Source organism: Hungatella sp. SL.1.14 (assembly GCF_024460495.1).
Taxonomy (GTDB): domain Bacteria; phylum Bacillota; class Clostridia; order Lachnospirales; family Lachnospiraceae; genus Hungatella; species Hungatella hathewayi.
The window spans coordinates 1-296 of record NZ_JANFYJ010000403.1; the positions used below are offsets into that span (position 1 = coordinate 1).

General features: G+C 48.3%; 1 pseudogene. It reads right to left on the bottom strand.

Annotation, left to right across the window (positions count from 1 at the left end):
• Positions 1–296 (bottom strand): annotated as a pseudogene (locus NE473_RS31565) (carbohydrate ABC transporter permease); the annotation flags it as partial.

Sequence of the window (296 nt, forward strand, 5' to 3'; positions counted from 1 at the left end):
CCCATCGCGGACATCTGTCTCATCAAAGGAATCAGAATAACCTGTTTCGGAAGCGCCATATCGCATACGAACAGTCCGAAGATCACACTCTTACCCCAGAAACGTTTCTTTGCCAGTGCATATCCCGCCAGAGAAGAGGTGATACAGGTAAGCCCCATCGCCACAACGGAGATAAACACGCTGTTAAACAGCCATCGGATTGCCATCGGCATACCAATGCCGAACAGTTTCGTTCCACACTTGAACAGCCGGTTATAGTTATCCCATGTAATTGTTGTGGGGAACCACTTTACCAT